Source organism: Janthinobacterium paucivorans (assembly GCF_051380805.1).
Taxonomy (GTDB): domain Bacteria; phylum Pseudomonadota; class Gammaproteobacteria; order Burkholderiales; family Burkholderiaceae_D; genus Janthinobacterium; species Janthinobacterium lividum_D.
Genome location: NZ_JBNYXR010000003.1, coordinates 276,683 through 301,794, shown reverse-complemented (window position 1 = coordinate 301,794; position 25,112 = coordinate 276,683). Strand labels below are relative to the sequence as shown.

Sequence of the window (25,112 nt, the reverse complement as noted above, 5' to 3'; positions counted from 1 at the left end):
GGATATCTCCTTGGGGGCGATGCTTAAATATTGCCGAAGGTAAATTATACCGCCCGCATCTGGATGCCAGCCAGCCGCGCGCAAAGAGCGTGACATGACGCAACAAGGCCTTGCGCTTTTCAGGCGTTGCGGCGGCGTTCGCGTAACAAAAATCTGGCAGGGTCCAAAGCGGCGGCCAACTGACTCTCCAGCGGCAAGGGCTCGCCCTCTAGCTGGCAAGCGAGCAACTCGGCCGCCAGCGGTGCCCATATCAGGCCGCGCGAGGCGTAGCCGAGCAAGCCAAACAGGCCGGGCCAGCGCGGCACGTCGCGCAAGCGCTCGCAGCGGCCTGGCACGCCGGGGTCGGGCAAGGCGCCCGCCAGTGGCAGGCGGTCCGGTGCCATGCAGCGAAAGCCCGTGCGCCCGGCCAGCGGCGCCTCGAACGGGGCCACGCCAAGGATGTCGGCGATCTTCGCGATATTGTCGTGCTGGCTGGCCACGCGCAGGCTGCTGTCTGCATCGGCATCATAGGTCGCGCCCACGCATACGGCGCCCTGGTGCGCCGGCGTCATATAGGCTTCGCGGCAGACGACGAAGGGCAAGCCAGGCAAGCTGCCTTCGGCCAGATGCGTAACTTGGCCACGCACGGCGTCGAGCGGCAGGCCGGCCGCCTGTTCGAAATCCACGGCCCCCGTGCCTGCCGCCAGGATGACTGTGGGTGCCGCCGCGATCAAGTCACCGTCGGCATCGCGCACCAGCCATTGCTCATCGCCACGTTCGAGGCGCAGGGCGCTGCTGGAAAAGCGCCGCGTGAGCAAGGCGCCGCAGGCGTCGAGCATGGCCGCGCAGACGGAGGCTGGGCGCGCCCAGCCTCCCTGCGCAAACCACCAGGCGCCATCGGGCGCAGGCGCGCCCAGCATGGCGCTTGCCTCGGGTGCCTCCAGCCAGCGGGCGAACTGACGCGGATACACGCCGCTGGCGGCGATCTGCCGCTGCACCTGCGCATGCGCGCCGTCGCGCGCCAGGTGCAGCACGCCGCTTTGCACACCCTCGATAGCGGCGCCGATGCCGCCCAGGTCTTTCCAGCGATTCAGCGCGTACAGGTAAGCGGCGCGCACCAAGCGCGTGGGGATATTGTCATCCTTCGACATCAGCGGCATGAAGATGCCAGCCAGGTTGCCCGATGCCTCGCTGGCCGGCTCGGCGTGGCGCTCAATCAAGGTCACTTTCCAGCCGCGCGCGGCGAGCCGTTCGCAGGCAGCCGCGCCGGCCACACCCGCGCCGATGACGATGGCGCGACGTTCAGGCGCGGTGACGGCGGCATGCTCTGGACGCCGTGCATGAAACACGGCGCGCAAACGGCCCTCGTCGAAGACAAACCCGCTCTGTTGCAGCGCCGCGCGCTGCGCCTCGTCGAGGTGCACGGCCTGCAGCAGGCCGCCATCCACCATCAGGCGTGCCAGCACCGTCACGGCGGCGGGCACCCATGCCAGCAAGACTTCATCGATGCGCGCCGCTATCTGCGCCAGGCAGCTTAGGGCTTCGCCGATCATCAGGTCGAGGGTAATCAAGCCATCGCGCGAGACCATGCGGTGCAGGCCGGGCACGCAGGGCGGCCATTGCGTGCGCCATTGCTCGGGCAAGTCGCTGGCGTCGACGCAGCGCGGCGCCAGCGCGATGTAATGCAGGCGCCGCCCGCCATGGGCGGCACAGGCGGCGCCAAAGCGCGCGCCGTCGAAATCCGTGTCGAGCAAGACCTGCGCGCGGCGCATCAAAGCCCCGCGCGGCAAAAGCAGGTGGGCGCATGGTCGTTGACCATGCCGATACCCTGCATATAGGCGTAGACGATGGTCGAGCCGACGAACTTGAAACCCAGTTTGAGCAAGTCTTTCGACAAGGTGTCGGACAAGGCCGTCTTGGACGGGAACTGGCCCGGCTGCCAGCTGTTGACGATGGGCTGGCCATCGACATAGGCCCACAAAAAACTGTCCAGGGTCTGGCCTTGCGCGCGCAAGCGCAGGTAGGCTTGCGCATTCGTGATAGCCGCTGCCACCTTCAGGCGGTTGCGCACGATGCCGGGATCGAGCAGCAACTGCGCCACCTTGTCCGGGCCATACGCGGCGATTTTTTCGGCATCCCAGCCGTCGAAGGCGGCGCGGTAAGTGTCGCGCTTGTTGAGGATGGTTTCCCAGCTCAGGCCCGCCTGCGCGCCTTCTAAATTGAGCATCTCGAACAAGCGGCACTCATCGTGGCAAGGCACGCCCCACTCCGTATCGTGATAGTCGAGATAGCGGGGGTTGGCCGAATTGGCCCAGGAGCAGCGGGGTATGGCGGCAATAGTGTCAATAGTCGCAGTGGTCGCGGTGATCGTCATGGTCTTGGTCTTGGTGTGCAGGCAAGTGCCAGTATAGTTTATCGGCCGCGCAGGATGCGCCCCAGCTCCAGCAAGCCGTGCGCCATCTCTGCCGGGGGAATGGCGGCGAAGCCCAGCAGCAGCCCTGGTGGCGTGGCGCACGCAGGCCCCGCTGCCGGATCGGCATAGTGCCCCAGTGGGCGCAATTCGATGCCACGCTCCAGCCCCGCGCGCGCGACTATTTCTTCATCGTGGCCGGCGCGAAAATACGCACACAGCTCCAGGCCGCTATCGGCCGGGCCGCACACCAGTTGGTCGTCGAGTTCGCGCGCCAAGCCGCTCACCAGCTGGTCGCGCCGTTCTGCATTGCTGTCGCGCGTGCGGCGAATGTGCCGGCCAAAATGTCCCTCGGCGATGAAATCGGCCAGCGCCATCTGCGGCACGATGGCTGTGTGGCGGTCCATCACGGCCTTGGCCTGCACCAATGCTTCGGCCAGCGCGGGCGGCGCCACCATGTAGCCGAGGCGCAGGCCGGGGAACAGCACTTTCGACAAGGTGCCCACGTAGACCACGCAGCCAGCCCGGTCCAGACTTTGCAGCGAGGCCAGCGGCGCGCCCGTGTAGCGGTATTCGCTGTCGTAGTCATCTTCCACCAGCCAGGCTTTGTTTTGCGCGGCCCAGGCCAGCAGGGCCATGCGGCGGGGCAAGCTCATGCTCACGCCCAGCGGCATCTGGTGCGATGGCGTCACGTACGCCAGCTTCGCCTGGGGACAGTGCGCCACGCCGTACGCCACGTCCAGCCCCTGTGCATCGACGGGCACGGGAAAGACGCGCGCGCCAGCCGCGCGCAAGGGGCCACTGGCGCCCCGGTAACCGGGCGACTCCATCCAGGCCGAATCGCCCGGCGCCAGCAGGATGGTCGACAGCAAAAACAGCGCCTGCTGCGAACCGGAGGTGATGACAATCTGCTGCGGCGTGCACTGGACACCGCGCGAGGCCTTCAGGTACACGCACAGCAGCTCGCGCAGCGGCAGGTAGCCAGCCGGGTCGCTATAGCCGAAATGCTGGTCGGGCCGGCGCCAGCGCCGCGCTTCCAACCGGTTCCATACGTCGAACGGGAAATGATCGATGCGCGGCATGCCGACGCGAAAGGCGCGCAGCGGACCACGGTGGAACGCCACCTGGCGCATGGCCGCCACCACGCCTCGCCCGCGCGCCGACAGAGGTCGCAGCAGACCGGCTGCTTCGGCCTTGCCGGCCGGCGCGGCCACGGGCTGCGGCACATCGCGACTGACAAACGTGCCGCGTCCCACGGCACCGTCGAGATAGCCTTCGGCCGCCAGCAGCGCATACGCATTGAGCACCGTCTGGCGCGACACGGCCAGCAGACGGCAAAAGTCGCGCGTGGGCGGCAGCTGCATGCCGGCACTCATGCGGCCATCGAGGATGGCGGCCTTGATGGCGGCGTACAGCTGGCGGAACAGCGGCTCGGTAGCGCCGCGCTGCAGCGGCAAGGCGGCGATGATCTGGAACAGGCAGGAAGCTGACATGGCGGCGCTCTTAAATTGGTATCTGCAAAATAGCACTTATTGGCTGTTTTAAATAGCCAAGAGGGGCGCTAAGATGACACTTTCCCTCTTACTTTCGTGGAGCGCCCATGCAGCAGTTTTTCGCCACCGTGGTCTGGCAGCGCGACGGCCAGGATTTCGCCAGCCAGCGCTATAGCCGTGGCCATGCATGGCAGTTCGATGGCGGCTTGCACGTGCCAGCCTCATCATCGCCCCTGTCCGTGCCGCTACCCATGTCCGTGGCAGAGAACGTCGACCCGGAAGAAGCGCTGGTGGCCGCCACATCGAGCTGCCACATGCTGTTCTTCCTGTCGCTGGCAGCGCAGCGCGGCTACGTCATCGACGACTACCGCGACGACGCCGTCGGCGAACTGGGAAAAAATGCGGCGGGCCGCCTGGCCATGACGCGTATCGTGCTGCGCCCGCACATCGTATTTTCCGGCACGGCGCCCACGCCAGAAGCCTTGGCCAGCCTGCACCACGACGCGCACGAGCGCTGCTACATCGCCAATTCGCTCACGGCCAAGGTGGTCGTGGAAGGAGCAACCTAGATGTACACGCCCGCCAGCTTTCGCGAAGAACGCCTCGACGTGCTGCATGGCCTGATCGACGCGCATCCCTTGGGCGCGCTGGTGCGCCAGGGCGACGATGGTCTATGCGCCGACCATCTGCCGTTCGAGATCGCCGCGCCCACGCCCGAGGCCCCCTTCGGCATCCTGCGCGCCCATGTGGCGCGTGCCAACCCGCTGTGGCGCGCGCCACATGGACAAGAAGAATGCATGGTGATCTTCCAGGGGCCGCACGCCTACATCACGCCCGCCTGGTATGCGGAGAAGCAGCGCAGCGGCAAGGAAGTGCCCACTTTCAATTACGCGGTCGTACACGCACACGGTCCCTTGCGCGCCATCGACGATGCGGCGTGGCTGATGGGCTTGCTGGAGCGGCTAACGGCGCGCCATGAGGCGGATCAAGCTGCGCCCTGGCGCATCAGCGATGCGCCGGCCGAGTATATCGAGAAGATGTTAAATGCCATCGTTGGCATCGAAATTGCCCTCACGCGCATCACGGGCAAATGGAAGCTGGGGCAGAACCGCAGCATGCAAGACCAGGCCAGCATGGCGCATGGACTGTCGCTGGGGAAGCAAGCTAGTGCGGCGCGGGCGCTGGGTGCGCTGATCGCCGCCAACGTCACGCCAGCGCGCTGACGGCCGCCGACAACGTCAGGCACGATAGCGCCGTCGACACCAGAATGACGCGGCGCGCGGCGCGCCATGTTGGCCCCACAGCGCGCCGCCCACCTGCCGTCGCGCCTCAGGCCAGATGGCCTTCAGCCACCCAGCCACGGTTGGCCGGCGCGGCCTTCGGCTTGGGCGCGATGCCGCTGCTTTTCTCCGCATCGAGGATGATGCTGCGCATGCTGTCGCTGGCAGCCGGCCCTGGCGCGAACGCGTAATACTCATCATTGATGGGCAAGCCCGTCATCGCATCGACCAGCACGGGATCGGCAGCGAGGCCCGTGTCGCGGCTGGCGATGACGAGGCTGGCGCCTTCCGGCGCGAAGTTTTCATTACCCCAGGCAATAAAGGCTAGTAAGACAGGCTTGAAGGCGCGCCCGGACTTGGTCAGCACATAATCGTAGCGGGGCGGCTTGGCGCAATACAGGCGACGCGTCATCAAGCCGCCTTCCACCAGGTCAGCCAGGCGGCGCGTCAGGATAGTTGGCGCAATCTTGAGGCTTTTTTCAAATTCGTCGAAGCGTGTCTTGCCATAAAACGCTTCACGCAGGATGAGGATGCTCCACCATTCGCCCACCTTGCCCAGGCTGCGAGCGATCGGACAAGGCAAATTATTAAAGTTGGTATGTTTCATGACCATCTCCTCACATTAACTCAAGACAACAATCGAAAAATATCTCAGTTGCAACCCAAAAACTTGGCTAGGCCTAAAAGTAAACGGTGTCCGTGATAGTCGACTTGTCGCCGTCGGCGCAGGATGGGTGCGAGTGACACCCACGATCGTATTGACGTTCACGGCAATAGCCGCTACACCCTGACTTTGGCCGCAGTCGAGATTGGCCGTCGCAAGGGTGCAATTGGCGATGATTTTCAGGGCAGGGGCTATGGTCGCGGTGTTGCTGGCGTTCAAGTACACGGCTGCGTCGGCAGCGCCAGGCAAGAATGCCGTGCTGGCAAGCGCGACACTGGCGGCGGCGATACGGCGCAGGAAAATAACTCGCAACATGATACCTCCCGATGATGGAACATCATTCATGCGTCCCCTTGATATGCCGGGCGTCGAGGATCGTCACGGTGTTGCCGGCATTTTTTAAAGCACGCACACCAGAACAACACAATGTTCGCGCCGAGAGCCACGAACATCAGATCTTCAACTTTTTTGCTGCATTTACAAAACAGATTTTTTCATCATCGACGTTGCTTTAAGTCAATGGATGAATGAATTATTAGCGATCTGGGAAATCGCCGCTTCTGCTGGCGGAGAAAGCTCTTTTGAAACACGAGAAAAGCAGAAAAAAAAGAAAAAGCCGGGTACAATAAACAATAAATTGCTTTTTGGTTAAGTTATCCATGCCATGTCATTGACCAACGAAACCACCAAAAAAAACATCTTGATCGTGGACGATTCGGCGTTAGAGCAGCGCTTGCTAATGGAGCTGCTTAGAGAGCAGCCCTACCGTTTCAGCATCGCGTTCAACGGCTACCAGGGCTACCAGCTGGCATTGGCCACGCATCCCGATCTGATATTGCTCGATGTGCGCATGCCCGAGATGGATGGCTACACGGCATGTCGATTGCTCAAGGCCAACCCCGAAACGGAACAGATACCCGTGATCTTTCTCAGCGGTGCCGATAGCGCCAAGGAACGCATCACGGGCTTGCAGGTGGGCGGTGTCGACTACATTTCGAAGCCGTTCACGCCGGACGAACTGGTCGCGCGCATCCATATCCACTTGGGATTGATGCGTAAAAGCAACAGTACCTTGCCAGCCACGACGCTGACCCAAGACAGGCTGCAGCACCCCGACATGGTGTTCGTCAATGCGGTCAAACAGCTCATCGTCGACAACCTGGACAGCCTGCCCAAGCTGTCCGACATCGCCCGCAGCGTCGGCACGTACCGCGAAAAGCTGACCCACGTATTCCGCGAGCAAACGGGCATGACCGTGTTTGCCTTCATCCGCGAGGCGCGCATCGCCCGCGGCGTGGAGTTGCTACAGCAAACGGACATCGACGTGCAAGATATCGCCCTGCTGATCGGCTTTCACAACGCGGGCAACTTCGCCACCGCCTTTCGCGAACGCATGGGCGTCACGCCCAGCGCCTACCGCCAGCGCCTGCAGGAACAGACGCAGCGGCAGCGGCAGCAACAGGGTACTAGAACTTATAGTTCAACTTGAGCGATGCAAAGCGTCCACGCGGATCGGCCTGGGTAAAGTCAAAGCCGGTGGAAGCATAGTCCCAGGGCGCGCGTTTATTGGCCAGGTTTTGCACGATGAACGTGAGGTTCGCCTGCGGGGTCAGCTGCCAGCTGCTGGTCACGTCAAAGGTACTGAAGGCAGCCACCGATTCGTCGAGATGCTTCTGCTGCGCATAGCTGCCCACATGGTTCCAGGTCAGGGTCGACGACCATTTTCCCTGTTCCCAGGTGGCCGACGTAACGCCGCGCCATTTCGGGATGGAACCGAAGTAATTGCTACCGGCGCCATTGGTCAGTGGTGCGCCATCGGACAAGGGCTCGGCAAAGCGCAGCACACGGCTCAGTTGGCCAGCCAGGGTCAGCTTGCCCCAGTCCTGGTCGACAAAGCGCTGGCGCAGGTCGATATCGATACCCGACACTTCGCGCTGCCCCTGGTTGCGGAACTGACGATACAAGGTCGTGATGCGTCCGTCGGCACCGCGCGTGATCTTTTGCGGTGCCGTGTTTTCATTCGCGAGTATGGTGGTGGCGCTGGCCGTACCGATCACACCATCTTGCTTGATGCGGTAGTAATCGAGGCCGATGCTCGAGCTGCTGGTGGGTGAGACCACCACGCCCAGATTCAGGTTGTTCGAGCGCTCGGGGCGCAGGTTTGGATTGGCGATCGTCATGACCGTCACGCCGCGCGACTGCGTTGGCGTCAAGGGGTCGCGAGCATCGATCACGCTGGTGTAGCTGACGGCGGTGCTATCGGTGATTTCCGGCAGCGACGGGGCACGGAAAGCACGGGAAACGGTACCGCGCAACAACAACCATGGTGCCGCCTGATAACGGGCGCTGGCTTTGGGCGAAAACGCATTGCCAAAGTCGCTGTAATGGTCGGCGCGGCCGGCCACGTTGACGGACAAATCTTTCACCACCGGCACATTCAATTCGGCGAACAGGGCCGACACAGTGCGCGAGCCATTGATAATATTGAGTGCGGGGCGCAATTCCGTCCCCGACAGCACGGCCGTCGAGGTTTGCGAATCCATCTTCTCGCGACGCCACTGGACGCCAGCGGCAAACCCCAGCGGACCGGCGGGCAGGTGCCAGATATCCTTGGCCACCGAAAAGTCGAGCGTGTCGAGTGTCGATTCGGCCGGGCGCAGGGTCGACAGGCGCAGGCGCTGGCGCACCGCCTCGCTGTTTTGCGCTTGATCATAGAAATTGTAACTACCCTCGGCCAGTACTTTCTCGAATTCGTAGCGATTGACGAAGTTCTGCACCGTTTCCTCCAGCTTGCTACTGGAATGGGCAACGGCCGTATCCCAATCCCAGCCCGCCCAGGTACCCTTGGCACCGGCCAGCGCGCGGTAGAAGGTGACGCGGTCCTGCTTCAGGCGCGGCCCCAGGTCGAACAGGGTGGCCGTGAACGGCAAGGGCTTAATGCCCGGATTGTTCGGATGGCCCACCGGCAGCACCACGGCGATGGTATCGAGCAGCTTGGTGCTGTTGTTCCACACGCGCGTCGCGTTATTCACCGTCAGCGGCGCGCTGAAGGTTTGGTCGGCGCGCGAATAACTGTGCAGCAAGTCGACATACGCTTGCGTATCGGCGTTCAGCTTGAATGTGCCGCGCAACGCCGAGTGAATACGCTGGATGCCTGGAATCAGCGTTTTATACGGAGCCGGATTGTAGGCCAATACCTGGCCGTTGCGATCGGGATTGATGGCATTGTAGGGCACCAGTTGCAGCGGACCGCGCACGCCGCCCAGGGTCTGCGTGGGGTCGTTACCAGCGTAATTCGTGGCGATCCAGCCCAGGCTGCCGCGCTGCTGCTGGCGGTAATCGGCATCGCGCAGCCATGCTACGTCGCTTTGCTGCAGCTTGTCTCGCTGCTGGGCATCGGCCGAGAAGACCACGCTGTAGCCATCTTCCTCGAGCTTGCCGAAGCCCGTTTGCAGCGCCGCGCTCTTTTCATGCTGGCCCGTGCCTTGCGTCGAGCCGCCCCATTGCGCCGTGATGTCCGTGCCCGTGAATTGCTGGTACAGGATGATGTTAACCACGCCGGCCACGGCGTCGGAACCGTAGACGGACGAGGCGCCGTCCTTGAGCACTTCGATGCGCTGCACGGCCGCCATCGGCAAGCTATTGAGGTCAACAAAGGTTTGCTGCAAATCCTGCGCCGTGGCATAACTGGCCACGCGGCGGCCATTTACCAGGATCAGGGTATTTTGCTGGCCAATGCCGCGCAGCGACAGGCCCGAGGTGCCGGCCGAAAAGCTGCCCGTATATTGTTCATTGTAGCTATTGCCGCTGTTGGCGGAAATGGCGCGCAGCACATCGGCGACGCTGGTCTTGCCGCTGGCTTTCAATTCCTTGGCCGTGATGACCTGCACGGCGCTGGCGCCCTCCTTTTCGCTGACGCGGATATTCGATCCGGTGACGTTAACACGCAGCATGTCCTCTCCGGCGTGGGCGAGGACGGGGAAAGCGGGAAAGGCGGCGGCAATGGCAATACTGATGGCGAGTGGTTTAAACATGGTTTCCTCTTAGTGGGATTGCAGCCTTTTTTCGAAAAAAAGACCGAGCAAGGGCACGCGGACCGGTTGGGCCAGCGGGCAAACGACAACGGGATGGATGGATTGACTTACGCGATGCGTGGACGGGCACGCATCGGCATCGACTGGGCCATGCAGTGCATGGCCAGTTGGTGCCGGGCGGCGTAAAAACAGGCAAAAAGACTAAAACGCAACATAAAAAACACCGGTAAGCGGGGAAAGGCCACTATATCCCGGTGTCTTTATGGTGTGAACGAATTAAAAATTTATTGTATATACGATTTTGAATCTAAGGATTTAACATTTGGCAATATCAGGCATCGGCGATTGTCGCAGATGACGCCGTGGGCGCCGTGCGCGCCAGAGCCGCGCGGCGTGCCTGCATGCTCCACCCGTACCAGGAAATCAGGGCATTGACCCAGTAAGCCGCATACAGGACTGCCGTCAGGTGCAGGCCACGGCTGTAGTAGAGCGGCACGGCCACCGTGTTGACCAGCAGCCAGAAGGCCCAGGTTTCGATGCGCCGGTTCATCAGCAAGAATTGCGCGATGATGCTAAATACCAACACTGCAGAATCGATGAAGGGTGCATAGGCATTCGTAAAGCGGTGCAGCAGCATGCCGTAAATGACCACGGCGGCAATACCGGCCGGCACCACCCAGGCCAGGCTGCGCCAGCCCGTGCGCCTGATCGGCAAGGGCTGGCCACCGGCGCCGCGCCGCCATTGCAGCCAGCCGATGACGCAGGTGACGATGAAAAACAACTGCAGCATCACGTCGGCATACAGATTGACCTGGAAAAACAGCACAGCAAATAACACGCAGCCAGCAAAGCCAATCGACCAGGAATGAATATTATTGCGTCCGGCCAGAATGATGGAGGCGGTCATCAGTACATTGGCGGCGATCTCGAGCGGGGCAATCAAGCGGTCTTCCTTTGCGGGCAGTAGCGGTAGCGCACCACTATAGCCGATTACACCATACAGTATTCACGGCGCCGGGCGGCGGCACAGAAAATCGTTAAAAGCGTGCAAAAATCAAGTAAAAACACTGCTTTATCGGTCAAGTAGACCCTAAGCTCTTGACTTCCACGGGCATTCTGTCAAATTGAACATTAGTGTCACACCTTGGAAACACCTCTCGTATGCGCAAGCGCCATTTCTTATTTTTGTCAGTGCTCGGCATCTGCGCCCTGCCCGCCCTGGCCTGCCGCATGACGATGGCGCTCGAGCAATGGCCGCCCTACCTGTATCGCGATGCCCATGGCAAATATACTGGGCTGGACCTGGAATTGGTACAGGCTATTTTCAAAGAAGCGCGCTGCACCTTGGTAACGCTGCCGGAACTGCCCACGGTGCGGCGCCAGTTGCTGTTCCAGAAAGGCGAACTGGACATGCTGCCCGCCGCCTCCTACACATCGGAACGCCAAACATATGCGCGTTTCAGTGTGAGCTACCGCGACGAAACCGTGGGCATCTTCGGCAAGGCCGGCAGACCCGCCGTGCAGCATCCTGCCAGCAGCTTCGGCCAGCTGACGCGCGGCGCGTCCACCCTGCTGGCACCCAAGGTGGGCTGGTATGGGGCCGACTATGAAGCAGCCCGCATAGCACTGGAACAAGACGGCCGCCTGCATACTTTCGGCAGCTTCCACCAAGGCATCCTCATGCTCGACGCGGGCCGCGCCGAACTGCTACTGGGCGACGTGCTGGCCGTGCGCTATGAAGCACGCCAGCAAGGCGTGGCCCTGACCGCCCTGCCTTTCCTTGCCTTGCGCGCCCCCATTCACCTGATGCTCAATGCGCGCAACACTAGCGAGGCCGAGCTGGCGCGCCTGAACGCAGCCATCGTGCACCTGGAGCACCGCGGCGTACTGGCGGCGATACGCGCCCGCTATGAAACGCCATAGCGGCGATCAGCCCTCGATACTGACGACAATATTGTTACTTTGTCGCCTGCGCTTTTTCTTGTGCGATGCGCGCATCGAGCTTGGCTTCATTTTTGGCCGCGTAATTGCTGCACGCTTGCACATCGATGAAGGGATTCGGCGTGATGCCTTCCAGCAGTTGCGTCAGCTTGCGCTCGCCGTCGGAGTGGTCGGGGTGGGCCGAGATCAGGATATCGCACGGCAGCCTGGCAAAGTCCTGCATGACGCGGCGAAAGGCTGGCGTCAGGTCCGCATGGCGTTCATCGGCCAGGTAGTGAAAATCGTCGGCCGCCACCGGCGTGAGGCTGGCGCCAAACACCAGGTTCAAGCATTCCTTGCGCTGGGCATCCTCGCACGACACCCAGGTCCAGCTGGTGCTGCCCGGCGTATGGCCCGGCGTGTAGCGTGCCGTGATGCTCACCTCGCCCAAATGCAGGATTTCGCCATCGGCGATCTCGCGCACGTTCTCCACGGCGGGCATGGCGTCGATTTCGCCCGCTTGCGGATCCTCAGCGAGCACCGCGCCCGCGCGTAGCGCCTGCGCTCCCAGCGGGCTGGCGACGACTTGCGCGCCGCTGTCGCGGGCCAGCGCGGCAATGCCGCCCGAATGGTCGAAATGCGCTTCCGTATTGAGGATGAACTTGATGTCTTGCAGGCGAAAGCCCAGCTCGAGGATATGCTCCTTGATGGCGTCCACCGATTGCGGCAACGCGCCATCGATCAGAATCAGGCCATCGCGCGTATCGATCAACACCACGCTCAAGCCACCCACGCCCACGTAATAGGTGTCGCCATGGATGCGCGCCGGTTGCTGCGCGCGGTTCCACTGCGCCGCGTAAGGCGAGGCAATCGGCTGCGTCAGAGGGTCGATCGCGGGCGTGGCGGCATGCGTCGCCAACGGCAGCGCCATGGCGGCCAGCGCAAGGCTCAGCAAGGTCTTGGGGATGAAGAAAGGCGGCATGCGGCTCCAGGAGTAAGTATGAGGAAAGCGATGCCATAGGGTAACGTCGCCAGCGTAGCGCGGTCAAGCGGGCGGACGCAGCAACTTGCGCTACGATAGAGGCCGAATGATTGCCGCATCGTGTGCAATCGCTGCGGCGACAAACGGCCAGAAGGTACGCCGGGAAACGAGCGCTTTGACACCGGCTTCATCGTCGAACTCGCCCACACGGTTTAACTTTTTGAATAAGCCAGCTGCACCACGCCGCTGGGCAGCTGACGCGTTGCGTCCAGGCGCCAGTTGCTGCGCGGCAGCGCCGCATCGAACAGACGCACGCCCTTGCCCAGCACCACAGGCAGCATGGATAAGGTCAAGCTGTCGATGACGCTCTCGTGCAAGCCGGCGCGGATGACGGCGCCACCATCGAGATACACGTGGCGGCGGCCTTCCGCTGCCAAGCCGGCCAGCACCTGCGCCACGCAGCCTTCGCGGCGCTCTTCCCCATGGCGCGCCACGAAAGCGCGATGACTGAGCACCACCACGCGCTTGCCCGCATACGGCCAAGGTTCAAAGCCCAGCACGGCATCATATGTACTACGGCCGATCAGCAAGGTATCGACTTGCGCCATCAAGGCCGTATAGCCGGTGGCGTCAGGCGAGTCGGGCGCCAGCTCGGGCTGTGCGCGCTGTACCTGGAACTGATCAGCGCCACGCCCTATTTCGTGCGCCTGATGGCGCGCGCACTGGTAACGCAAGCCGATGTAGGCGAGCGCTTTTCTGCGCTATTCGAGTTGGCCCTGGAAGGCCTCGGCCTGGACAAGAAAACCCGGCTGCGCGGGCACGATACACTCGTCGATTTTCTGCACGGCTATACACTGGCGGGCATGGTCGCCGGAACATGCACCACGCAAGTGCGGCCTGCTCGCAGGCCGCACTAGGCGGTTATCAGGCCAGCAGCTTGAGCAGCGCCTGGGCAGCCGCTTCCGACGACGCAGGGTTCTGACCGGTGACCAGCAAACCATCGGTGACGGCGTACGGCTGCCAGTCAGCCAGCTTGGAGTAGACGCCACCGTTTTGCTTGAGCATGTCCTCGACCAGGAAAGGCACGATGGTGGTCAAACCCACGGCATCTTCCTCGGTATTGGTAAAGCCCGTCACCTGCTTGCCGCGCACCAGCGGCGTACCATCCAAGGCCTTCGCGTGGCGCAGCACGCCGGGCGCGTGGCAGACGGCGGCAACCGGCTTGCCAGCGGCGATCATTTGCTCGATCAGCGCGATCGAGTGCTGGTCTTCGGCCAGGTCCCACAGCGGGCCATGGCCACCCGGGTAGAACACGGCGTCGAAGTCGGCCGCCTTCACTTCGGACAGCTTGCCGGTGTTGGCCAGCACGGCTTGCGCAGCAGTATCGAGCTTGAAGCGGCGCGTGGCCTCTGTTTGCGAATCCGGCTCGTCGCTTTTCGGGTCCAGCGGCGGCTGGCCACCGTTGGGCGAAACCACGGTCAGCTTGGCGCCCGCTTCCTGCAAGGCATAGTAGGGCGCGGCAAATTCTTCCAGCCAGAAGCCGGTTTTCTTGCCGGTGTCACCGAGTTGATCGTGCGAGGTCAGTACCATCAGGATGTTCATGTTGTTTCCTTTTATGTCAGGGTTACAGTGCTGCTTCGAGGATACGGCGACTGCGCGCGAGGTCGATATCGCGATGTTCGCCAAGAGAGGTCATGCCATGTGCTTCCAGTTGCTGCAATACCGCTTCCACCGCTTCCTGGCCCAACTGGTAAGCGGACAAGCGGGTCGGGATACCCAGGCCCTCAAAGAAGGCGCGGGTGCGGGCGATGGCGGCGTCGATGCGCTCCTCTTCGCTACCGCTGGTGATATGCCACACGCGTTCTGCATACTGTAGCAATTTTCCGCGCTTGTGCTCGCGCTGCACGTCCAGCAGTGCCGGCAGCACCAAGGCCAGCGTGCGCGCATGGTCGATGTCGTACAGGGCCGTCAGTTCATGGCCGATCATGTGGGTAGCCCAGTCCTGCGGCACGCCGGCGCCGATCAAGCCATTCAGGGCCAGGGTGGCCGTCCACATCAGGTTGGCGCGGGTGGCGTAATCGTCGGGTACGGCGACTGCCTGCGGGGCAATCTCGACCAGCGTCTGCAGCAAGCCTTCGGCAAAGCGATCTTGCACCATCGCCTGCACCGGATAGGTCAGGTACTGTTCCGTGGTGTGGACAAAGGCGTCGACCAGGCCATTGGCCACTTGCGTGAGCGGCAAGGTGAACGTTTTGCTCGGGTCGAGCACGGAAAATTGCGGATACAGCAGCGGATTGCGAAAACTCAGCTTGTCATGCGTGGCTTTTTTCGTCACCACGCCGCCGCAATTCATTTCCGACCCCGTAGCCGGCAAGGTCAGCACCGTGCCAAACGGCAGGGCGCGCTGCACATTGGCACCGCCGCGCTCGGCGATTTCCCACGGCTCGCCGTCGTACAAGGCGGCGGCGGCGACGAACTTGGTGCCATCGATCACGGAGCCGCCACCGACGGCCAGCAGGAAGTCCAGCTTGTCGCCACGCACCTGCGCCACGGCGCGCATCAAGGTTTCATAGCTGGGATTGGGTTCAATACCACCAAACTCCTGCACACTGCGCTGGCCCAGCGCGGCCCGTACTTCGGCCAGGGTGCCGGTCTTTTCCGCGCTGGCGCCGCCGTACAGGATCAGCACGCGCGCATCGTGCGGCACCAGGGTGGACAATTTGGTGACAGTATCGGCACCGAACACGATACGGGTCGGGTTATGGAATTCAAAATTTCTCATGCTGCTGCTCCTTTATTATTAGACTGGTCGTCTATAGTGCAGTTCAAAAATACGCGAACAAGCATTATCCGCGCAGAGGGTGCCCGCTTAGTGATCGGGCGGCAGTTGCAGTATGGCCAAGGTCGCCTGCAAAGCCGTCTGCAAGGCGCTGGCGTCGCGCCGCAGCTTGGTCAGCATGGCCGCGCCCAGCCACAGCTGGTACAAGGTGGCGGCCATCTGCGCCGGATCGACAATCGCAGGCAGCGAACCATCCACCCTGCCCTGCGCCATGCACAGGGCCAGCCTGGCGATGATGCGGTGGGTGCCGTCGAGTAGCGCCACGCGCATCGGTTCAGACATGTCCGCCACTTCGCTGCTGAGCTTGACCACCAGGCAACGGCAGTCGCAGCCGCTGCCATCGAGACTCTCGCTGGTCCAGCTGGCCCAATACGCCATCAGCGACTGTGCCGCGCTCTGGCCCGGTTGGCCCAGCAGCACATCCATATCGGCCAGATAGCGGGTCACATAATCTTCCAGCATAGCCTCGCCAAACAATTCCTTGGACTTGAAGTAATGGTAGAAGGACCCCTTGGGCACATCGGCGGCCGACAAAATCTCGTTCAGCCCCACGCCGGCAAAGCCCTTGCGCGTGATGATGGCCTTGCCTTGGTCAATGATGTGCTGGCGCACGTCGGTGTATTCAGCTTTCATGCGATGATTGTAGCACAATTAGACCAGTCGTCTAGATTTAATTTAACCCAAAGAAAATGATGGGATCAGACCCTCAGGACCGCTGACGCAGAGGCTTGCCCTAACGGGCGCGGGGGGCGTGGCCCATCACACAAGTTGACATCTATACCGGTGCGGCCACTGGGCGCTTAGAGTTTACCGCGCACTGCGAAATGCCGTTGTTATTGACTTTCAGATCGCCGCGCAGCGTTGATTCGCGCTCGCGAGTAAGGAAAAATGACGCAGCCTGTTACGGACTGCGTCATTTGTGTCCAACTTTTTTAGTTATCGACATCTAGTACGAGCATGCACTGCTTGTGTTCGCAGGGATTTATCGCGACAGCGTCCTCAAAAATGCTGCGCGGGCCGCGACTGCCGTAGGCGTAAAGTCAGTGAAAATGCCGTCTACACCCGCTTGGAAGAACATCAGCATTTCGGCCACTGGGTCACCACGGAAGGCGCCAGCAAGATATTGTTTTTCGTTGCGAAACGTATAGACGTGTACAAAAAGACCGGCGCCGTGAGCGGCTGCAACCAAGCTTGTTGGTGTTGCCACAGTAGCAGATGAAAGTGAAGCGCTAGTCCTTTCTGCATCCTTAACTTTGACGGCGATCACGGCGGGCTTCCAGACGCCGATGCCGTCAGCGTAAGTCTTGATTGTAGCCAATCCCGCTGGCGTGAGCATGGCACTGTAATAGCGACCGTCACCGGCCACCGTCCAACTATAAGGGCGCCCCTCAACGAAACTATGAAAATCAGCCTGCGCATACAACACTTCGCCCGTCTTGTAGTCGACCCCGCTACCGTCTATCAACTGGACGGCCTTGGTGTGAAGACCAGCTGAACGCATATATTGGAGGCTCGCAGGGTCAAAACTCTGTATGTAGACGGGGGCGTTTTTTGTATTCAGACCATTGTCGTTAATTAACTTGATGATGGCATCTTCGAACGGATGGTTGCCGCTGCCGCAACCGTTGGCGACGGCTTGGGCATTGTTCCAATACGGATTTTTTGCCTCAGGGTAGAGCGAAATTGTCTTACCAGTAGCAGCACTTTTTTCCTTGGCGATGTCGATAATTTCCTGCATCGTTAAAATTGGATATTTGCCGTTCATCTCCGTAGGGCGTTGGTCCCCCGCATCGTAGGTCGTGCCACCTATCCATTGCTTCAGCTCGGCGACGGTGAAATCAGAAATAGACCAATCGCCTGTGTGATCCTCGCCATCGACGATCAATGACTTCAAGACAGATTTTTGTTTGTTGGGATCGCTTAGATCGCTCAAATACTGATCAGGGCCGCCATACATGGCAACCGCATATTTTACGGGCACGTATCTACCGGGGACAGTACGCTTGCGCGCGGCGACCTCGGTGTTGGTGAGTGCAACCTTAGCGATGTTGGTGTTGTCGCTCAGCCAGGGATTGTGGCGGGCGACCAGCACGCAGTCCTTGGAAAGATGAAGGTCCGCTTCGAGCGAATCTGCACCTGCGTCCGCCGCACCCTCATAGGAGGGCCGGGTTTCCTCCGGATAGAAGCCAGGCAGCCCGCGATGGCCGATGATCAGTGGTGCATTGCCATCAAGGGTCAGCAATGGAGATGACGCCTGACCGGCACTGGCTGGCTGCATGAATAAAGATAAAAGCATCATCAAGCCGAGACGATGCCGGTTTGAGAAAGAGTCGGTCATTTTTTGCATGGTGAGCCTTCGGTAAAAACAGAGGCAGTATCGCGCAGACGAGTGACTACTTCGTGACATGTCGCGCATGCGGGCTTGGCGACGACCCGTTCCAATAAATCGTTTTGGCCAGCGGGTCATTAGCTTGTCATATTCAATACCTACACTCCCGCTCTCATCTTGCTTCGTCTTTTACAGCAGCGCTGCTTTGCCGCTGGCAGTCTTTGTCTAACCTACAGGAATAAAAATGCCGATGTACTCCCGTTTGAAACCGCTGTCTTTTTTCGTCATGCAAGCATTGGCGTGCTACGCCCAAGCAGCAGAAGCTGTGAACGCGGGCGAAGCCAACGCGCTGATTACCGCGCCCCAAGTTGTCGAGGTGATGGGCCAGGGCCAGAGTCGCCAAGTTCAAAACATATCGCGTGCTGACCTTGCCAAGGCAATACCCGGCTCGAGCCCGCTAAAAGCACTCGAAAAATTGCCGGGCGTAAGTTTCCAATCGGCCGATCCGTTTGGCGCCTACGAATGGTCGACACGGATCAGCATCCGCGGCTTCAATCAGAATCAGCTTGGTTTCACATTGGATGGCATTCCGTTGGGCGATATGAGCTACGGGAATAACAACGGCCTGCACATCAGCCGCGCGATCTCGTCGGAGAATGTCGGTCGAGTCGCCGTGTCGCAAGGGGTGGGCGCGCTGGGTACGGCATCGACGAGCAACCTGGGTGGCACAGTCCAGTTTTTGACGCTGGACCCGGCACAAGAAATGGGCACCACGTTTGCCCAGACCATCGGCAGCGACCGCACATCGCGCACGTTTGTACGCGTGGACTCGGGTGAACTGGCAACGGGAACAAAATTTTATATCAGCGGCACACGCCAGCGCGCCGACAAGTGGAAGGGCTCCGGCGCGCAAGACCAGGACCAATTTAATTCGAAGTTCGTGCATGACTTTGGCGACAACACCATCAGCGGGTTCTTCAATTACTCTACGCGCACTGAAGTGGACTACCAGGATTTGTCGCTCGAAATGGCCAACCGTCTTGGCTATAACTGGGACAATTATGCCCCCGACTTTCAGCGCGCGGTCAATGCCGCAAAAGGTATATTTACCGGTAATGTGAACAGCCTGGATGATGCCTACTATCTAGGCGGCGGATTGCGCAAAGACAGCTTGGGCGGGCTGTCGCTGGACCTGCGACTGACACCTGCCACCAGCCTGAAGACCAGCATCTACCACCATGGCAATGAAGGGCAAGGGCATTGGTATACGCCATATAATGCGACGTCTGCGACGATGCCGATTTCAATTCGCACCACCGAATACTCGATCGGGCGTGACGGTGTGATCAGCAACCTGGCTTGGGAGTTCGGCAAGCATACCCTCAATGCCGGTTTCTGGGGCGAGCGCAGCTTGCACACCTTGACGCGTAATTTTTATGCGGTCAGCGGCCCGGAGGACACAAATCATTTCCTGTCAAATCCAACAAGCACAGGATTCAAGCAGGAATTTACGACCACGACCACGCAGTTTCATATCGAAGATACCGTGGTCTTGATGGATGACCGCTTGACCCTCAATGCGGGATTTAAAAGCCCCAAGGTAACGATTGATGCGATCAGTCTGGTCGGTACCCGTGCAGCCGGTTCGATCACTGCATCCAAAACCTTCCTCCCGCAAGCGGGCTTGCGCTATCAACTGAACAAGAACGACGAATTGTTTGCCTCGGCGGCGCAGAATATGCGCGCCTTCCAACCAGGCGTCAACGGTCCATTTTCACAATCTCAGACTGCCTTTAATCTGGGTACGCCCAACCTCAAGCCTGAGACATCAACGACGCTTGATCTCGGCATCCGCTTCAAGCGTGATGCCCTGCAGGGATCGCTTGCCGTCTACCACGCCGACTTCAATGACCGCCTGTTAAGTGTCGCAACTTGCGCCGGCATCGTTGGCTGCCCCAGTACCTTCGTCAATGTCGGCAAGGTTGCCACGAATGGGGTGGAGGCAATCGGAGTGTGGAAATTGTCACGCAACTTATCATGGTTCAATTCATTTACTTTCAATAACTCGAAGTACAAGTCGAACTATCTGGACAATGGCAAAACCATTGCTATCAGCGGCAAACAAGTCGTCGACGCCCCGCGCACGATGTTCGATACTGAGCTGACATATGACAACGCCACGTGGTTTACGCGGCTTGGCGCCAAACATACGGGCAAGCGCTATTACACCTATATGAATGACGGCGCTGTGCCGGCTTTCTGGGTCGGTACCTTGTCGGCAGGATACAAATTGCAAGCAATTGGCATGTTCAAGGAGATTTCACTGCAGCTCAATGTGAGTAACTTGTTCGACAAGCGATATTTCAGTACTGTTGGATCGAATGGTTTCAGCAATTCGGATCCGACCGGCACCAATCAAACGCTACTCACCGGTGCACCACGCCAGGCCTTCCTAACCATTTCCGGCAAGCTGTAAGTCGCCGGGTGCGCGCATTCGCATTCAGGACACTGAGAATTCCCGATGCGTTTGCGCGCTTCCTTTTGCGCGCAAACGCGCGTAACGCTGGATGACTCTTAAAAGGTAACTCGTGACGCACTCGCAATCGCACTCGCAATCGTGGCACATCGTTTTCGTCAGTTTTTTTGCTGTGCTTGGCTTGCCAGGTGCGCTGCATGCGGCACCTGTTGCCACCACGCCCATTGAGCACGTGATCGTGATCATCGGTGAAAACCGTACGTTTGACAATTTGTTCGGCACCTATTTGCCGCCCAAAGGACAGACAATTGATAATTTGCTGTCGAAGAAAATCGTCACGATTGATGGCTTGCCGGGTCTCAATTTTCGCGCCGCCGTGCAACGAAAAGGACTCAGCCGGGGCGCATACACCCCGACACCAGCGGCGGACGGTGAGTATACCTCGCTGCCGCAGCCGTATGCGACAGGTGCATTTGGTCAGCGTCACGACATCGCCGATCCACGTTTTCCGGCCGACTTGCCGAACGGGCCTTTTCAGATAACACGTCACGTCAGCTATGGAGCGCACACGGGCGATCCTACCCATCGTTTTTTTCAAATGTGGCAGCAAGTAAATGGTGGAAAAAACGATATGTTTGTCTGGGTTGCCGATAACACGGGACCCGGTGGCAGTAATCCTGTTCCTCTCTCCCCCGGCAAAACTTTTCAGGGCGGGGTTGCCATGGGCTACTACAACATGGCTAAGGGCGATGCCGCTTACTTCAAGCAGCTCGCCAAAGCGTACGCGATCAGCGACAATTATCACCAGCCGGTCATGGGCGGTACGGCGGCCAATTATCTTGCGCTGACTACCGCCGACGTATCGTATTACTCGGCGAAAGGCAGTCCAGCCACGCCTCCGGCCAAACAAATTGAAAATCCGGATGCCGCGCCGGGAACCAACAACTGGTATATCGAAGACGGTTATCGTGGCGGTACTTACGTGAAATGTGCGGATGTTACGCAGCCTGGCGTCGCCGGTATCCGCGATTTTCTCAGGCGCCTGCCATATCGGGCCTTTAACGACGGCAATTGTGCTGACGATACGTACTATATGGTCAATAACATGGACCCGGCATTCTCACCGCTCGGCGCAGCTTTACCGATTGATGAGGAAAAATTTTTGATGCCGCCATTGTCGATGCCGCATATTGGCGACGTCATGACAGCAGGCGGGGTGTCCTGGAAATGGTATAGCGGCGGACGCAACGACGGCATTCACACCGACAAGGAGTATTGCGGCATGTGCGACACGCCGACGTTCTTTACCTCGACCATGACCGGGCCGGATAAGGAAAAGCTCGTCGATTTGGGGCAGTTTTATGTCGATGTCAAGAATGAGGCAAGTTTCCCCGCAGTTTCGGTCATTGCGCCGTACGATAGCATCTCCGGCCACCCGGGCTACGCCGTGCAGCCAAGCTTTGAGCAGCTGGTGTCTGACGTGGTGGAGCGCGTTCGTTCCAACCCAGCACTGTGGAAAAACACGGTCATCTTTGTCACCTTTGATGAAGGAGGAGGCTATTACGACTCGGGCTATATTCAAGCGATCGACTTTTTTGGCGACGGTACCCGGGTGCCGCTGATCGCCGTGTCGCCATACGCGCGCAAAGGATACGTTGACCACACCTACTATGACCATGCATCGATTAGCAAGTTCATCGAACGCAATTGGACATTGCCACCGATCTCTGCACGCAGTCGCGACAATCTACCGAATCCGCTACACAGCGCCGACAGTCCGTACGTTCCCATGAATCGTCCCGCCATTGGTGACCTGATGAACTTGTTCGATTTTAGTAAGGGTGGACCTGCCAAGAATGCGGCCAAAGGGCGGGTTTCTATTCGCTGAGCTGTCGATGAAGGGCGCTGTCACCGCCCGTGCTTCCTCGCCGCTGACAGCGGTAGACGCCAGAGCGCCGATCTCGCTTGAGACGGCGCTCATGTCCATGAATAGCTCGAAGTGCTTAGTCCCGCCGCTGCCTTGGAACATGCACAATCGGCCCCACGAAACGTCAGGTGCAGTCAGTTTAGGCAAACTTCTTGAAATCCGGCTTCCTCTTTTCAAAGAAGGCCGTAAACGCTTCCTTCGCTTCGGCGCCACCCAGCATGGCGCTGAACAGTGTGTTTTCTTCCGCGATGGCTGTTTTCATCGGTTCCATGCGGCTCTGCTTCATCAGGCGCTTGGTGGCACGGATCGAGGCGGCGGGCAATGCCACCAGTTTGGCGGCCTGGCCTTGCGCAAACGTCATCAATTCGTACAGGGGCACGACCTTCGACACCAGACCCATTTCCAGCGCTTCGCTGGCCGGGAACGCTTCGCCCAGCATCAGCTTTTCCGCTGCGCGCGGGTAGCCTGCCAACTGCGTGAGCAGCAGGCTGGAGCCGAATTCCGGGCACAGGCCCAGCTGCGTGAACGGCATCGAGAAGCTGGCATTGTCGGCCGCGTAGACGAGGTCACAGTGCATCAGCAAAGTGGTGCCGATGCCGATGGCCGGGCCTGAGACGGCAGCGACCACGGGTTTGCTGCTGCCATACAAGGCGCGCATGAACTGGAACACGGGACGGTCATGATCGAGCGAGCCATCCTTCGGCCGCGCCGTCTTCATGAAGTCATCGAGGTCATTGCCAGCGGTGAAAATCTCGCGCTTGCCGCAGATCAGGATGGCACGCACGCCATCATCGGTCTCGGCCGCCACCAAAGCGTCGGCCAGGGTCTGGTACATGGCGCCGGTGATCGCATTCTTGCGTTCCAGGCGGTTGAATTCCAGGGTGAGGATGCCCTCGCTCTTGCTGCACAAAATATCCATGTCGTCTCCAAAAAGATAAAGGGCGCCGAGGTATCCCCAGCGCCCAAGCTTTGACCAATCTTATCTGGCCTCTTGCGTCACGACGCCTGTGTCATCAAACGCGCTCGAAGATGCCGGCGGCGCCCATGCCGGCGCCGACGCACATCGTGACCATGCCGTACTTCTGCTTGGTGCGCTGCAGTGCGTGGATCACGGTAGCGGCGCGGATGGCGCCCGTTGCGCCCAGCGGATGGCCCAGGGCGATCGCGCCGCCCATCGGGTTGACCTTCGATGGGTCCAGGCCCAGGTCGCCGATCACGGCCAAAGCCTGTGCGGCAAACGCTTCGTTCAGCTCGATCCAGTCCAGTTGGTCTTGCGTGATGCCGGCGGCGGCGCACGCTGCAGGGATCGCGAATTTCGGACCGATGCCCATGATTTCGGGCGGCACGCCGCGCACGGCGAACGAAGAGAATTTCGCCAGTGGGGTCAGGTTGTGTTCGCGCAGGATTTTTTCGCTGACGATCAACAACGCACCGGCGCCGTCGGACATCTGCGAGCTGTTGGCGGCCGTGACGGTGCCCTTGGCGGCAAATACGGGTTTGAGTTTGCCCAGCGACTCCATCGACGAATCGGCGCGCGCGCCTTCGTCGGTGTCGACGGTGCGGCGCGTCACATCAACTTGGCCGGTGGCCAGGTTCGGCGTGCGCGTGATGATTTCCACAGGCGTCGTTTCCGCCTTGAAGAAGCCCGCTTGCTGCGCGGCGATGGCGCGGCGGTGCGATTCAACGGAGAACGCATCCTGCTGTTCGCGCGACACTTTCCATTGCTGCGCCACTTTCTCGGCCGTCAGGCCCATGCCGTAAGCCATGCCGATGTTTTCATCGCTGAACATGTCCAGGTTCATCGATGGGTGGTGGCCCATCATCGGCACCATCGACATCGACTCGATGCCGCCAGCGATCATTACGTCGGCTTCGCCCACGCGGATGCGGTCAGCGGCCATGGCGATGGCCGTGATGCCGGACGCGCAGTAACGGTTAACGGTTACGCCACCCACGGTTTTCGGCAAACCGGCCAGCAGCACCGAGTTACGCGCAATATTGAAGCCCTGCTCCGCTTCCGGGAACGAACAGCCGATGATGGCGTCGGTGATCAGCGCTGGGTCGAGGCCAGGCGCTTGCGCCAGGGCCGATTGCAGCACGCGCACCAGCAGGTCGTCCGGGCGGGTGTTTCTGAACATGCCGCGCGGCGCCTTGCCGATCGGGGTGCGGGTTGCAGAGACGATATACGCGTCTTGAAGTTGTTTGCTCATTTTGTTCTTTCAAAGATGTTGAACGAAGTTCGTGTTCTGTCGAATGTCCGAAGTGGCGCTCTATCGCTTCTGCGACAAATACCAGTCCACCGTCACCTGCGCCGCCAGCGTGCCTTCGGAGTCGAAGATATCGACTTCCACGGGAAACGCCACCTTGCCATCCTGTGCCAGCTGCGCCTTCAATGCAGCCAGGTCGCCCGGTACCCGGCCTTCGGCGCGTGTCGCGCCTCGGGCCACCTTCTGGTACTGAATGCGCGACTCCTTGGCCACCGGGCGCAAACCCAGAATCAGCTCGGCGAAGCCGCCAGCCATGGCCGCGCCGGAAGCCGTTTCGGCCAGGGTGAACAAGGCGCCAGCATGCTGCGTTCCCAGGTGATTATTCAGTTTTGGATCTTCCGGCATCGACACCTTCGAGGTGCCAGCGCCGATGTTGTCGATGCTGACCCCCAGCAGCCGCACGAAGGGCAAGGTGTCCATCATCTGTTGTTTGATACGGTCATACACCATGCTTGGCCTCACGCGCAGTAATACTTTAAATACCAACGACAGGATCATCATCGACCTACGGT

General features: G+C 60.3%; 24 protein-coding genes. 8 read left to right on the top strand and 16 right to left on the bottom strand.

Translation table 11 applies throughout. From position 1 onward, the window contains the following. Positions 1–119 precede the first annotated feature (119 nt). Genes mnmC1 through pdxR form a run of 3 tightly spaced genes read right to left on the bottom strand, consistent with a single transcriptional unit; the run spans position 120 to position 3,882 of the window. Positions 120–1,751 carry an FAD-dependent 5-carboxymethylaminomethyl-2-thiouridine(34) oxidoreductase MnmC1 gene (gene mnmC1, locus ACQ4V8_RS05945; RefSeq protein WP_436571066.1) on the bottom strand — a complete coding sequence of 544 codons (1,632 nt, stop codon included), beginning with the start codon at positions 1,749–1,751 and terminating at the stop codon, positions 120–122. After that, the gene (locus ACQ4V8_RS05940) at positions 1,751–2,353 is read right to left on the bottom strand and encodes a DNA-3-methyladenine glycosylase I (RefSeq protein WP_010394687.1); all 603 of its coding nucleotides are present in this window, start codon (positions 2,351–2,353) and stop codon (positions 1,751–1,753) included. The genes mnmC1 and ACQ4V8_RS05940 overlap by 1 nt, the downstream gene beginning before the upstream one ends. 38 nt (positions 2,354–2,391) lie before the next feature. After that, on the bottom strand, positions 2,392–3,882 hold the full coding sequence (pdxR, locus tag ACQ4V8_RS05935) for a MocR-like pyridoxine biosynthesis transcription factor PdxR (protein ID WP_436571065.1): 1,491 nt from the start codon (positions 3,880–3,882) through the stop codon (positions 2,392–2,394). A gap of 107 nt (positions 3,883–3,989) precedes the next feature. Here pdxR and ACQ4V8_RS05930 point away from each other — a divergent pair, with 107 nt between their 5' ends. Next, positions 3,990–4,451 (top strand): OsmC family protein, encoded by a 462-nt coding sequence (locus ACQ4V8_RS05930; protein ID WP_436571064.1) that lies wholly within the window; start codon positions 3,990–3,992, stop codon positions 4,449–4,451. Further along, entirely contained in the window at positions 4,452–5,105 is a 654-nt protein-coding gene (locus ACQ4V8_RS05925) for an FMN-binding negative transcriptional regulator (protein WP_070345861.1), read from the top strand. Between the two features lie 106 nt (positions 5,106–5,211). On the opposite strand, the gene ACQ4V8_RS05920 is transcribed toward ACQ4V8_RS05925, so the two are convergent. Together ACQ4V8_RS05920 and ACQ4V8_RS05915 are read right to left on the bottom strand one after the other, a co-directional pair. Then, entirely contained in the window at positions 5,212–5,769 is a 558-nt protein-coding gene (locus ACQ4V8_RS05920) for a winged helix-turn-helix transcriptional regulator (RefSeq protein ID WP_010394680.1), read from the bottom strand. Between the two features lie 15 nt (positions 5,770–5,784). Beyond that, positions 5,785–6,171: a hypothetical protein gene (locus ACQ4V8_RS05915; RefSeq protein WP_142303277.1), complete on the bottom strand. Its 387-nt coding sequence runs from the start codon at positions 6,169–6,171 to the stop codon at positions 5,785–5,787. Between the two features lie 178 nt (positions 6,172–6,349). Between ACQ4V8_RS05915 and ACQ4V8_RS05910 the strand changes: the two genes are divergently transcribed. Together ACQ4V8_RS05910 and ACQ4V8_RS05905 are read left to right on the top strand one after the other, a co-directional pair. Next, on the top strand, positions 6,350–6,478 hold the full coding sequence (locus tag ACQ4V8_RS05910; protein WP_436571063.1) for a hypothetical protein: 129 nt from the start codon (positions 6,350–6,352) through the stop codon (positions 6,476–6,478). A 12-nt stretch (positions 6,479–6,490) separates the two neighbouring features. After that, a complete protein-coding gene (locus ACQ4V8_RS05905) occupies positions 6,491–7,315 on the top strand; it encodes a response regulator transcription factor (protein WP_436571062.1) in 825 nt (274 codons plus the stop codon). On the opposite strand, the gene ACQ4V8_RS05900 is transcribed toward ACQ4V8_RS05905, so the two are convergent. Then, entirely contained in the window at positions 7,293–9,860 is a 2,568-nt protein-coding gene (locus tag ACQ4V8_RS05900) for a TonB-dependent receptor (protein WP_436571061.1), read from the bottom strand. The two genes, ACQ4V8_RS05905 and ACQ4V8_RS05900, sit on opposite strands and share 23 nt — an antisense overlap. 331 nt (positions 9,861–10,191) lie before the next feature. Continuing rightward, positions 10,192–10,803 carry a nicotinamide riboside transporter PnuC gene (gene pnuC, locus ACQ4V8_RS05895; protein WP_436571060.1) on the bottom strand — a complete coding sequence of 204 codons (612 nt, stop codon included), beginning with the start codon at positions 10,801–10,803 and terminating at the stop codon, positions 10,192–10,194. Positions 10,804–11,021: 218 nt separating this feature from the next. On the opposite strand from pnuC, the gene ACQ4V8_RS05890 reads away from it, so the two are divergent. After that, positions 11,022–11,783: a substrate-binding periplasmic protein gene (locus ACQ4V8_RS05890; protein ID WP_010394668.1), complete on the top strand. Its 762-nt coding sequence runs from the start codon at positions 11,022–11,024 to the stop codon at positions 11,781–11,783. A gap of 34 nt (positions 11,784–11,817) precedes the next feature. Here ACQ4V8_RS05890 and bla read toward each other — a convergent pair whose 3' ends face one another. Both bla and ACQ4V8_RS05880 read right to left on the bottom strand, forming a co-directional pair. Beyond that, positions 11,818–12,762 carry a subclass B3 metallo-beta-lactamase gene (gene bla, locus ACQ4V8_RS05885; protein ID WP_436571059.1) on the bottom strand — a complete coding sequence of 315 codons (945 nt, stop codon included), beginning with the start codon at positions 12,760–12,762 and terminating at the stop codon, positions 11,818–11,820. Positions 12,763–12,974: 212 nt separating this feature from the next. Next, a complete protein-coding gene (locus ACQ4V8_RS05880) occupies positions 12,975–13,370 on the bottom strand; it encodes a dihydrofolate reductase family protein (protein ID WP_436571082.1) in 396 nt (131 codons plus the stop codon). Here ACQ4V8_RS05880 and ACQ4V8_RS05875 point away from each other — a divergent pair. Continuing rightward, positions 13,362–13,679, top strand: coding sequence for a hypothetical protein (locus tag ACQ4V8_RS05875; protein WP_436571058.1), 318 nt, complete (start codon positions 13,362–13,364; stop codon positions 13,677–13,679). The genes ACQ4V8_RS05880 and ACQ4V8_RS05875 overlap by 9 nt on opposite strands. 7 nt (positions 13,680–13,686) lie before the next feature. On the opposite strand, the gene ACQ4V8_RS05870 is transcribed toward ACQ4V8_RS05875, so the two are convergent. From ACQ4V8_RS05870 to ACQ4V8_RS05855, 4 genes are all read right to left on the bottom strand, one after another. Then, positions 13,687–14,364 carry a type 1 glutamine amidotransferase domain-containing protein gene (locus ACQ4V8_RS05870; RefSeq protein WP_010394662.1) on the bottom strand — a complete coding sequence of 226 codons (678 nt, stop codon included), beginning with the start codon at positions 14,362–14,364 and terminating at the stop codon, positions 13,687–13,689. A 22-nt stretch (positions 14,365–14,386) separates the two neighbouring features. Then, positions 14,387–15,544, bottom strand: a complete 1,158-nt coding sequence (locus ACQ4V8_RS05865) for an iron-containing alcohol dehydrogenase (RefSeq protein ID WP_070345867.1) — start codon at positions 15,542–15,544, stop codon at positions 14,387–14,389. Positions 15,545–15,631: 87 nt separating this feature from the next. Continuing rightward, positions 15,632–16,234, bottom strand: a complete 603-nt coding sequence (locus ACQ4V8_RS05860) for a TetR/AcrR family transcriptional regulator (RefSeq protein ID WP_010394658.1) — start codon at positions 16,232–16,234, stop codon at positions 15,632–15,634. Positions 16,235–16,583: 349 nt separating this feature from the next. Continuing rightward, the gene (locus ACQ4V8_RS05855) at positions 16,584–17,948 is read right to left on the bottom strand and encodes a glycerophosphodiester phosphodiesterase family protein (protein ID WP_010394656.1); all 1,365 of its coding nucleotides are present in this window, start codon (positions 17,946–17,948) and stop codon (positions 16,584–16,586) included. 226 nt (positions 17,949–18,174) lie between these two features. On the opposite strand from ACQ4V8_RS05855, the gene ACQ4V8_RS05850 reads away from it, so the two are divergent. After that, positions 18,175–20,406: a TonB-dependent receptor gene (locus ACQ4V8_RS05850; protein WP_436571057.1), complete on the top strand. Its 2,232-nt coding sequence runs from the start codon at positions 18,175–18,177 to the stop codon at positions 20,404–20,406. 112 nt (positions 20,407–20,518) lie between these two features. After that, positions 20,519–22,294: an alkaline phosphatase family protein gene (locus ACQ4V8_RS05845; RefSeq protein WP_436571056.1), complete on the top strand. Its 1,776-nt coding sequence runs from the start codon at positions 20,519–20,521 to the stop codon at positions 22,292–22,294. Positions 22,295–22,472: 178 nt separating this feature from the next. On the opposite strand, the gene ACQ4V8_RS05840 is transcribed toward ACQ4V8_RS05845, so the two are convergent. The 3 genes from ACQ4V8_RS05840 to ACQ4V8_RS05830 form a co-directional block, all read right to left on the bottom strand. Continuing rightward, complete coding sequence (locus ACQ4V8_RS05840; RefSeq protein ID WP_010394651.1) at positions 22,473–23,252, bottom strand: enoyl-CoA hydratase; 780 nt, start codon at positions 23,250–23,252, stop codon at positions 22,473–22,475. A 94-nt stretch (positions 23,253–23,346) separates the two neighbouring features. Then, the gene (locus ACQ4V8_RS05835; protein ID WP_010394649.1) at positions 23,347–24,543 is read right to left on the bottom strand and encodes an acetyl-CoA C-acyltransferase; all 1,197 of its coding nucleotides are present in this window, start codon (positions 24,541–24,543) and stop codon (positions 23,347–23,349) included. Between the two features lie 60 nt (positions 24,544–24,603). Further along, positions 24,604–25,101: a PaaI family thioesterase gene (locus ACQ4V8_RS05830; RefSeq protein WP_436571055.1), complete on the bottom strand. Its 498-nt coding sequence runs from the start codon at positions 25,099–25,101 to the stop codon at positions 24,604–24,606. Positions 25,102–25,112 lie beyond the last annotated feature (11 nt).

Coding starts and splice junctions, on each gene's coding strand:
- ACQ4V8_RS05870 (WP_010394662.1), bottom strand. CDS start 14,364: ATGAACATCCTGATGGTACTGACCTCGCACGATCAACTCGGTGACACC.
- ACQ4V8_RS05860 (WP_010394658.1), bottom strand. CDS start 16,234: ATGAAAGCTGAATACACCGACGTGCGCCAGCACATCATTGACCAAGGC.
- ACQ4V8_RS05880 (WP_436571082.1), bottom strand. CDS start 13,370: ATGGCGCAAGTCGATACCTTGCTGATCGGCCGTAGTACATATGATGCC.
- ACQ4V8_RS05910 (WP_436571063.1), top strand. CDS start 6,350: ATGAATGAATTATTAGCGATCTGGGAAATCGCCGCTTCTGCTGGCGGA.
- ACQ4V8_RS05915 (WP_142303277.1), bottom strand. CDS start 6,171: ATGAATGATGTTCCATCATCGGGAGGTATCATGTTGCGAGTTATTTTC.
- ACQ4V8_RS05925 (WP_070345861.1), top strand. CDS start 4,452: ATGTACACGCCCGCCAGCTTTCGCGAAGAACGCCTCGACGTGCTGCAT.
- mnmC1 (WP_436571066.1), bottom strand. CDS start 1,751: ATGCGCCGCGCGCAGGTCTTGCTCGACACGGATTTCGACGGCGCGCGC.
- ACQ4V8_RS05940 (WP_010394687.1), bottom strand. CDS start 2,353: ATGACGATCACCGCGACCACTGCGACTATTGACACTATTGCCGCCATA.
- ACQ4V8_RS05850 (WP_436571057.1), top strand. CDS start 18,175: ATGCCGATGTACTCCCGTTTGAAACCGCTGTCTTTTTTCGTCATGCAA.
- bla (WP_436571059.1), bottom strand. CDS start 12,762: ATGCCGCCTTTCTTCATCCCCAAGACCTTGCTGAGCCTTGCGCTGGCC.
- ACQ4V8_RS05840 (WP_010394651.1), bottom strand. CDS start 23,252: ATGGATATTTTGTGCAGCAAGAGCGAGGGCATCCTCACCCTGGAATTC.
- ACQ4V8_RS05920 (WP_010394680.1), bottom strand. CDS start 5,769: ATGAAACATACCAACTTTAATAATTTGCCTTGTCCGATCGCTCGCAGC.
- ACQ4V8_RS05835 (WP_010394649.1), bottom strand. CDS start 24,543: ATGAGCAAACAACTTCAAGACGCGTATATCGTCTCTGCAACCCGCACC.
- ACQ4V8_RS05905 (WP_436571062.1), top strand. CDS start 6,491: ATGTCATTGACCAACGAAACCACCAAAAAAAACATCTTGATCGTGGAC.
- ACQ4V8_RS05930 (WP_436571064.1), top strand. CDS start 3,990: ATGCAGCAGTTTTTCGCCACCGTGGTCTGGCAGCGCGACGGCCAGGAT.
- ACQ4V8_RS05890 (WP_010394668.1), top strand. CDS start 11,022: ATGCGCAAGCGCCATTTCTTATTTTTGTCAGTGCTCGGCATCTGCGCC.
- ACQ4V8_RS05855 (WP_010394656.1), bottom strand. CDS start 17,948: ATGCAAAAAATGACCGACTCTTTCTCAAACCGGCATCGTCTCGGCTTG.
- ACQ4V8_RS05830 (WP_436571055.1), bottom strand. CDS start 25,101: ATGATGATCCTGTCGTTGGTATTTAAAGTATTACTGCGCGTGAGGCCA.
- ACQ4V8_RS05865 (WP_070345867.1), bottom strand. CDS start 15,544: ATGAGAAATTTTGAATTCCATAACCCGACCCGTATCGTGTTCGGTGCC.
- ACQ4V8_RS05900 (WP_436571061.1), bottom strand. CDS start 9,860: ATGTTTAAACCACTCGCCATCAGTATTGCCATTGCCGCCGCCTTTCCC.
- pdxR (WP_436571065.1), bottom strand. CDS start 3,882: ATGTCAGCTTCCTGCCTGTTCCAGATCATCGCCGCCTTGCCGCTGCAG.